At 68.5% G+C, this 8317-nt stretch carries 9 protein-coding genes; 8 read left to right on the top strand and 1 reads right to left on the bottom strand.

All coding sequences use genetic code 11. The annotated features are described in order from the left end of the window. From infB to RJ03_RS16525, 6 genes are all read left to right on the top strand, one after another. The coding region (gene infB, locus RJ03_RS16550) for a translation initiation factor IF-2 (protein WP_036503376.1) at nt 1–2140 on the top strand (2140 nt) is incomplete at its 5' end. Between the two features lie 100 nt (nt 2141–2240). After that, nucleotides 2241–2531, top strand: coding sequence for a DUF503 domain-containing protein (locus tag RJ03_RS16545; RefSeq protein WP_036503372.1), 291 nt, complete (start codon nt 2241–2243; stop codon nt 2529–2531). 23 nt (nt 2532–2554) lie between these two features. Next, nucleotides 2555–2998: a 30S ribosome-binding factor RbfA gene (gene rbfA, locus RJ03_RS16540; RefSeq protein WP_036503370.1), complete on the top strand. Its 444-nt coding sequence runs from the start codon at nt 2555–2557 to the stop codon at nt 2996–2998. Between the two features lie 82 nt (nt 2999–3080). Beyond that, entirely contained in the window at nt 3081–4097 is a 1017-nt protein-coding gene (locus RJ03_RS16535; protein ID WP_036503369.1) for a DHH family phosphoesterase, read from the top strand. A 2-nt stretch (nt 4098–4099) separates the two neighbouring features. After that, on the top strand, nt 4100–5455 hold the full coding sequence (locus RJ03_RS16530) for an MATE family efflux transporter (RefSeq protein WP_051024766.1): 1356 nt from the start codon (nt 4100–4102) through the stop codon (nt 5453–5455). 119 nt (nt 5456–5574) lie between these two features. Beyond that, nucleotides 5575–6534: a metallophosphoesterase family protein gene (locus RJ03_RS16525; RefSeq protein WP_086007265.1), complete on the top strand. Its 960-nt coding sequence runs from the start codon at nt 5575–5577 to the stop codon at nt 6532–6534. A gap of 9 nt (nt 6535–6543) precedes the next feature. Here the strand turns inward: RJ03_RS16525 and RJ03_RS16520 are convergent, their stop codons facing one another. Beyond that, on the bottom strand, nt 6544–6774 hold the full coding sequence (locus tag RJ03_RS16520; RefSeq protein ID WP_036503363.1) for a DUF6374 family protein: 231 nt from the start codon (nt 6772–6774) through the stop codon (nt 6544–6546). A gap of 158 nt (nt 6775–6932) precedes the next feature. On the opposite strand from RJ03_RS16520, the gene npt reads away from it, so the two are divergent. After that, entirely contained in the window at nt 6933–7571 is a 639-nt protein-coding gene (gene npt, locus RJ03_RS16515) for a 4'-phosphopantetheinyl transferase Npt (protein ID WP_269750228.1), read from the top strand. Then, the coding region (truB, locus tag RJ03_RS16510) for a tRNA pseudouridine(55) synthase TruB (protein WP_036503356.1) at nt 7571–8317 on the top strand (747 nt) is incomplete at its 3' end. The genes npt and truB, both read left to right, overlap by 1 nt.

Genomic DNA, 8317 nt, shown 5'->3' with positions numbered 1-8317 from the left:
GCCCGCTCGTGCGGCCCGTCCGGGCCCGTCGGCGGGTCGTCCGGGTCGTCCCGGCGGTGCGCCGGGTGGCGGCGGCGGTCGTCCCGGTGGTGGCGGCGGCGGTAACTACCGCGGCGGCGGCGGTGCCGGTGGCGGCGGTGGCGCGGGTGCGCCCGTGGCCGGTGGTTTCCGCGGTCGTCCCGGTGGCGGCGGTGGTCGTCCGGGTGGTGGCGGTGGTCGCGGCGGTGCCGCGGGTGCCTTCGGCCGTCCCGGTGGCGCCCCCCGCAAGGGCCGCAAGTCGAAGCGGGCGAAACGCGCCGAATACGAGAACATGCAGGCACCGTCGGTCGGCGGTGTGCGGCTGCCGCGCGGCAACGGCGAGATCATCCGTCTCGCTCGCGGCGCCTCGCTGTCGGACTTCGCCGAGAAGATCAACGCCAACCCGGCCTCGCTGGTACAGGTGCTGTTCAACCTCGGTGAGATGGTCACCGCGACCCAGTCGGTCAACGACGAGATCTTCGAGCTGCTCGGCGGCGAGATGAACTACGTCGTGCACGTGGTCTCGCCCGAGGACGAGGACCGCGAGCTGCTGGAGAGCTTCGACCTCAGTTACGGCGAGGACGAGGGCGACGAGGAGGACCTGCAGGTCCGCCCGCCGGTCGTGACCGTCATGGGTCACGTCGACCACGGTAAGACCCGACTGCTGGACACGATCCGCAAGACCAACGTCCGCGAGGGCGAGGCCGGCGGTATCACCCAGCACATCGGTGCCTACCAGGTCCTCACCAACGTCAACGACGAAGAGCGCCTGATCACCTTCATCGACACCCCGGGTCACGAGGCGTTCACCGCCATGCGTGCCCGTGGTGCCAAGGCCACCGACATCGCGATCCTGGTGGTCGCCGCCGACGACGGCGTCATGCCGCAGACGGTGGAGGCCATCAACCACGCGCAGGCCGCGGACGTGCCGATCGTGGTGGCGGTCAACAAGATCGACAAGGAAGGCGCGAACCCGGAGAAGGTCCGCCAGCAGCTCACCGAATACAACCTGGTGGCCGAGGAGTACGGCGGCGACACCATGTTCGTCAACATCTCGGCGCGTCAGGGCACCAATATCGAAGCCCTGCTCGAGGCCGTGGTGCTGACCGCGGACGCCGCACTGGACCTGCGGGCCAACCCGGATATGGACGCCCAGGGTGTCGCCATCGAGGCGCATCTGGACCGCGGCCGTGGTCCGGTGGCCACTGTGCTGGTGCAGCGCGGTACCTTGCGCGTCGGTGACTCGATCGTGGCGGGTGACGCCTACGGTCGCGTCCGCCGCATGGTCGACGAACACGGCGAGGATGTGGACGCGGCGCTGCCGTCGCGTCCGGTGCAGGTCATCGGTTTCACCTCGGTGCCGGGCGCGGGCGACAACCTGCTCGTCGTCGAGGAGGACCGCATCGCCCGCCAGATCGCCGACCGGCGCAATGCGCGCAAGCGCAACGCTCTGGCCGCGCGCAGCCGCAAGCGGATCAGCCTGGAAGATCTGGATGCCGCTCTGAAGGAGACCTCGGAGCTCAACCTGATCCTCAAGGGCGACAACTCCGGTACGGTCGAGGCCCTCGAAGAGGCGCTGCTCGGCATCGAGATCAGCGACGAGGTCCGGCTGCGGGTCATCGACCGCGGTGTCGGTGGTGTCACCGAGACCAACGTCAACCTGGCCTCGGCGTCGAACGCGATCATCATCGGGTTCAACGTCCGGGCCGAGGGCAAGGCCACCGAACTCGCCAACCGCGAGGGTGTGGACATCCGCTACTACTCGGTGATCTACCAGGCCATCGACGAGATCGAGAAGGCCCTCAAGGGCATGCTCAAGCCGATCTACGAAGAGGCCGAACTGGGTCGCGCCGAGATCCGCGCGGTGTTCCGCTCCTCGAAGTTCGGCAACATCGCCGGCTGCATGATCACCTCCGGGACGGTCAAGCGCAACGCCAAGGCCCGCCTGCTGCGCGACAGCGTGGTGATCGCCGATACGACGATCCAGTCGCTGCGTCGCGAGAAGGACGACGCCACCGAGGTCCGCGAGGGCTTCGAATGCGGTATGACGTTGGGCTACAACGACATCAAGGAAGGCGACATCATCGAGGCCTACGAGCTTCGGGAGAAGCCGCGCGACTGAGTCGTCCACGGTGAACGAACGTCACGTTCGGTGCAGACATCGACCGAACGTGACGTTCGTTTCGCCGGGCGCCCGTCGCGACATGTGAAGAGGTGAGCCGTTGTTCGTCGGTGCATTGGAGTTCGACATCCTGCTCGGCGATGTGCACTCGTTGAAGGAAAAGCGGTCGGTGATCCGCCCGATACTGGCCGAACTGCAGCGCTTCGGCGTCAGCGCGGTCGAGGGCGGGAATCACGATCAATACCGCCGCTCACAGCTGGGTGTCGCGCTGGTCAGCTCCGAGATGGGACATCTCACAGCGGTGCTGGACAAGTGTGAACGCCACGTGGCGGCCCGTCCGGAGTTACAGTTGCTGGCAGTACGCCGCCGCATCTTCGGACCCGAAGACTGAATGACAAGTGAGGAGGGCCCGCCATGGTGGATCAGGCCAGGGCACGCCGACTCGCGAAGCGGATCGTCACGATCGTCGGGACGGCGATCGAATACGAGATCAAGGATCCGCGGCTGCGTTTCGTCACCGTCACCGATGCCAAGGTGACCGGTGACCTGCGGGAGGCGACCGTCTATTACACGGTGATGGGTGAAACCCTCGCCGCCGAACCGGATTTCGCGGGCGCCGCGGCCGGACTGGAGAAGGCCAAGGGGGTGCTGCGCTCCAAGGTGGGCGCGGCTACCGGGATCAAGTTCACGCCGTCGCTGAGTTTCGTCCTCGACACCGTGCCGGATGCGGCGCGCGAGATGGAACAGCTGCTGGCGAAGGCCCGTGCGGCCGACGAGAAGGTGGCGCAGGTCGCGGCCAATGCCACCCATGCCGGCGACGCCGATCCCTATAAACCCGACCCCGACGAGGAAGACTGACCGCCACGGCGGTCGATGCGGTGGACGGGCCGGGTTCGCGACGCGGCGTCCCGGTTCTGTCGCCGGAGAATCGAGCTTGGAGATGACAGCTGTGACGTCGTCGGCGGATCCGGCCGCGGCCGTCGAGGTATTGGCGGCCGCGCGATCGGTGACCGTGCTGTGTCATGTGCAGCCGGACGCCGACACCGTCGGCAGCGGGCTGGCGCTGGCGCAGGTGCTGCATCGGCGCGGGGTGCCGGTACAGGTGTCGTTCGCCGAGCCGGCCGAACTTCCGGCATCGATGCGCTCGCTGCCGGGCGTGGAGTATCTGGTGCCGGCCGGACAGGTCGCGGCGCAGGTGGATGTGCTGGTCACCGTCGACTGCGGCAGCGTCGGGCGCCTCGGGGCGCTCGCGGACCGAATCGACGGCGCCGCAACCACTGTCGTGATCGACCACCATCGCTCCAACACCCGCTTCGGCGATGTGAACCTGATCGACGAGACCGCGGAGTCCACCACCAGTGTGCTGGCGCGGCTGTTCGACGCTTGGGGTGAGGAGATCGACCGCGACATCGCACACTGCCTGTTCGCCGGTCTGGTCACCGATACGGGGTGTTTCCGCTGGGGCGGTCCCGGCACCCATCTGCTGGCCGATCGTTTGCTGGCCACCGGAATCGACGGCGCGGGAATCACGCGCACGCTGATGGACACCCATCCCTTCGGCTGGTTGCCGATGTTGTCGCGAGTGCTCGGATCGGCGCGGCTGGAACCGCGCGCGGCCGGCGGCGCCGGACTCGTCTACGCCTTCGTCCACAGTGACGACTCCGACGGATTGCGGTCGGAGGAGGTGGAAAGCGTCATCGACGTCGTCCGCACCACCGCCGAGGCGGATGTGGCGGCGGTCTTCAAACAGTCCCGCACCGATGCCGGCTGCTGGACGGTATCGCTGCGTTCGCGCGACAGCGGTGTCGGCACCGGTGATGCCGTCGACGTCGCCCGCGTCGCGACCGGTCTGGGCGGGGGCGGCCACCGTTACGCCGCCGGCTACACCACCCACGGCACCGCCGAGAACGTGGTGGGCGATCTGCTCGCGGAATTGGCGCTCGGCCGGGAGAGCTGACCATGGCGGTGGACGACGCCGTCGGCAGCTCTACCGTTCACGATGCGGGTCCGCGCCGCATTCTCGGCATCGCGATCCCGACACTGGGAGTGCTTGTCGCCGAACCGATCTACCTGCTGTTCGATATGGCGGTGGTGGGTCGGCTGGGGGCGCTGGCGCTCGCCGGCCTCGCCGTGGGCGGTCTGATACTCGGACAGGTCAGCACGCAGTTGACGTTCCTGAGTTACGGAACCACCGCCCGCTCCGCGCGCCGCCACGGCGCCGGTGACGAACGCGGCGCGGTCGCCGAAGGGGTGCAAGCCAGTTGGCTCGCCGTGGCGGCCGGACTGGCGATCGTCGTTGTGCTGCAGGTGTTCGCACGACCGGTCGTGGATGTGATCGCCGGGGGCGACGATATCGCGGACGAGGCGTTGCGCTGGTTGCGGATCGCGCTGTTCGGGGTCCCGTTGATCCTGCTGACCATGGCCGGTAACGGCTGGTTGCGCGGTGTGCAGCAGACGCGGCGGCCGTTGGTGTATGTGATTGCGGGACTGCTTGTTTCGGCACTGCTGTGCCCGTTGCTGGTGCACGGCCTGCTGGGCGCGCCCCGGATGGAACTGGCCGGCTCGGCAGTGGCCAATGTGGCCGGGCAGATGGTCTCGGGCGGATTGTTCGTGGCCGCGCTGGTGCGCCGGCGGGTGCCGCTGCGCCCGCATCCGCGGGTCATGCGCGCGCAGCTGGTGCTCGGCCGGGATCTGATCGTCCGGAGCCTGGCGTTCCAGGCATGTTTCGTCTCCGCCGGCGCGGTCGCCGCCCGGTTCGGCGCCGCCTCGGTGGCCGCCCACCAGCTCGTGCTGCAGCTGTGGAATTTCCTTGCCCTGACGCTGGATTCGCTGGCCATCGCGGCGCAGACCCTCACCGGTGCGGCGCTGGGCTCCGGTGACGCCTCCGGTGCGCGCGTGCTGGCGCGCCGGATCACGCTGTGGTCCACCCTCTTCGCGGTAGTGCTCGCGGTGGTCTTCGCCGCCGGGTACACCGTCATCCCGCAGGTGTTCACCGACGATCCGGCGGTCCTGGATCGGGTGCGTGTCATCTGGTGGTTCTTCGTGCCACTCATTCCCGCCGCCGGGGTGGTCTTCGCACTCGACGGCGTGCTGCTGGGCGCGGGCGACGCCTCATATCTGCGCAACACGACGATGGCCGCGGCGCTGCTGGGTTTCCTGCCCGCCATCTGGCTGTCGCTGAGCTTCGACTGGGGTATCGCCGGAATCTGGTCCGGGCTGAGCGCGTTCATCCTGCTGCGCATGATCGCGGTCGGCGCTCGCGCGCTGTCGGGACGCTGGGCCCGGACCGGAACCGAGATTCCCCGGTCGGTATGACCGCGCATCGCGAGCCCGGTCGATGGTCGCGGCGCCTGTTCGCCGACTCCGGGGGCGGGTATGCCCGCACGCGTGGGCCGGGTGTGCCGGCACGACGATGATCATGGGATGGTGGAACGGTGATGCCTAAGTTGATGGCGGTGAGCGATATCCATGTCGGTCATCAGGGGAACAAGCCGGTGGTCGAGCAGATCCGCGCGGATTCGCCGGAGGACTGGCTGATCGTCGCCGGCGACGTGGGGGAGAAGACCGACGACATTCGCTGGGCGCTGCGCACCCTGCGCGAACGCTTCGCCAAGGTGATCTGGGTTCCGGGCAATCACGAATTGTGGACGACCACCAAGGATCCCGTGCAGATCAAGGGTGCTCCCCGGTACGACTATCTGGTTGCCCTGTGCCGCGACCTCGATGTGGTGACCCCGGAGGACGAGTTCCCGGTGTGGGAGGGCGCGGGCGCCGAACAGTACGGCGGACGGGTGACGATCGCGCCGCTGTTCATCCTCTACGACTATTCGTGGATGCCCGAGGGCGCGCACACCAAGGCGGAGGCCCTGACCATCGCCCGGGACCGCAATGTGGTCGCCACCGACGAATTCCTGCTGGCCAGCGACCCCTATCTGACGCGCGACGCGTGGTGCCGGGCCCGCGTCCAGTACAGCAAGCGCCGGCTCGACGCGCTGGAGCCCGACACCGCGGTGGTGCTGATCAATCACTTCCCGATGCTTCGCGAACCCACCCGGATGCTGTTCTATCCGGAGTTCTCGCTGTGGTGCGGCACCGAGGACACCGCCGACTGGCATACCCGCTACAACGTCGTGTGCTCGGTCTACGGCCACCTGCACATTCCGCGCACCACCTTCTACGACGGTGTCCGGTTCGAAGAGGTCTCCCTCGGCTATCCGCGCGAATGGCAGCGCCGCGGACTCCCGGACAAACTACTGCGCCAGATCCTGCCCGCCCCCGAATACGGTCCCGGCGACCTCAACGAATGGGGTGGCCACTTCAAGATCACCCCGGAGATGCGGGAAGCCGCCGCGGAGATGCGCCGTCTCGCCGACCGCCGCCGCGGCGTGCGCTGACCTGGCGCTTCACCACGGCCGCCGGCGTGCTCCCCGATAGTCCAGGCAGCCGCCGCCGGGCCGGCTCGCCGGGTGGGTTTCGGTGTGCTCGCGATAGATTCGCAGGCCCTCGCGAATTTTCCACGCGGCCCGCTCGAGCTGATCGGGGGTCAGCGCCTTGTCGAAGGCCGCCGCGTCGACGAGTTGGGCTCGTACCTGTTCCAGGTTCAGTCGTGCGTACTCCAGCGGGGTGAGCTCCATGCGCGGGAGACTACTCCACTTCGAACATACTTTCGATACCCCCGCTGCGACGGGCGGCTCTGCGGAGTCCGGCTAGGCTCGTAGCGCAGACAGGGGCGACTCAGGAGGCGGTCATCGAGGAACAGGCGCGCGTCATCGGCAGCATTCTGCCCGCGGGAGTGGCCGCGGCGGAGCTGTTGCGGTATCCGGAGGATCTGAAACCGCATCCCGGTGAGGAACATCTGATCGCGCAGTCCGTCGAGAAGCGGCGGCGCGATTTCATCGGCGCCCGGCACTGTGCGCGGCTGGCGCTGGCCCAGCTCGGCGAGCCACCGGTGGCGATCGGAAAGGGCGAGCGCGGGATGCCGCTGTTCCCGCGCGGGGTGGTCGGCAGTCTCACCCACTGCGACGGTTACCGGGCGGCGGTGCTGGCACATCGGCTGCGCTGGCGGTCGGTCGGCATCGACGCCGAACCGCACGACACGCTGCCCGAAGGCGTGCTGGACTCGGTGAGCCTGCCCGCCGAGCGGGACTGGCTGCGCGGCGCGATCCCCGCCACCGGACTGCATATGGACCGGCTGCTGTTCTGCGCGAAGGAGGCCACCTACAAGGCGTGGTTCCCGCTCACGCAGCGCTGGCTCGGTTTCGAGGACGCCCACATCACCTTCACCGTCGACGACACCGGTACCGCCGGCACCTTCCGCAGTGCGTTGCTGGTTCCCGGGCAGACCGTCGACGGCGGTGCGCCGCTGACCGCCTTCGACGGACGCTGGACGATCACCGACGGGCTGATCCTGACCGCGATCGTGGCCGGCTGATGGCCGAACGCGAGGCGGTCGTCGATCCGCTCGGCGGGCTGCTCATCATCGACAAGGACGGCGGGCAGACCAGCCACGACGTGGTCGCGCGCTGCCGGAAGATCCTGCGCACCAGGAAGATCGGCCACGCCGGCACCCTCGACCCGATGGCCACCGGCGTGCTGGTGCTCGGTGTCGAGCGCGCCACCAAACTGCTGGGCCTGCTGAGCCTGACCACCAAGTCCTACGCCGCGACCGTCCGCCTCGGCCAGGCCACCGTCACCGACGATGCCGAGGGGGAGGTGCTGGCCACCATCCCCGCCGCCCATGTCGCCGACGTCGATATCGCCGACGTCGATATCGCCGACGCCGATATCGCCGACGCCGTCGCCGCGCTCACCGGCGATATCGAACAGGTGCCCTCGACGGTCAGCGCGATCAAGGTCAACGGCGAACGGGCGTACGCGCGCGCCCGGGCCGGCGAGCAGGTGGAACTGGCTGCCCGGCCGGTCACGGTCTCCCGGTTCGACATTCTGAGTCGTCGCGATATCGACACCGGCGCAACGACATTCGTCGATCTGGACGTCGAGGTCGACTGCTCTTCGGGCACCTACATCCGTGCCCTGGCCCGCGATCTCGGCGCCACGCTGGGGGTCGGTGGACATCTGACCGCGTTGCGTCGGACCCGGGTCGGCCCGTTCACGCTCGAACACGCCCGCACCGTGGATCAGCTCGCCGACGATCCGAGCCTGAATCTCGACGTCGAT

This window comes from Nocardia aobensis NBRC 100429 (genome assembly GCF_000308375.1).
GTDB classification, from domain to species: Bacteria; Actinomycetota; Actinomycetes; order Mycobacteriales; family Mycobacteriaceae; genus Nocardia; species Nocardia aobensis.
Note: the sequence above shows the minus strand (reverse complement) of the source record. Positions and strands in the feature narration are given on the sequence as shown.

Coding starts and splice junctions, on each gene's coding strand:
- rbfA (WP_036503370.1), top strand. CDS start 2,555: ATGGTGGATCAGGCCAGGGCACGCCGACTCGCGAAGCGGATCGTCACG.
- RJ03_RS16520 (WP_036503363.1), bottom strand. CDS start 6,774: ATGGAGCTCACCCCGCTGGAGTACGCACGACTGAACCTGGAACAGGTA.
- RJ03_RS16530 (WP_051024766.1), top strand. CDS start 4,100: ATGGCGGTGGACGACGCCGTCGGCAGCTCTACCGTTCACGATGCGGGT.
- RJ03_RS16535 (WP_036503369.1), top strand. CDS start 3,081: ATGACAGCTGTGACGTCGTCGGCGGATCCGGCCGCGGCCGTCGAGGTA.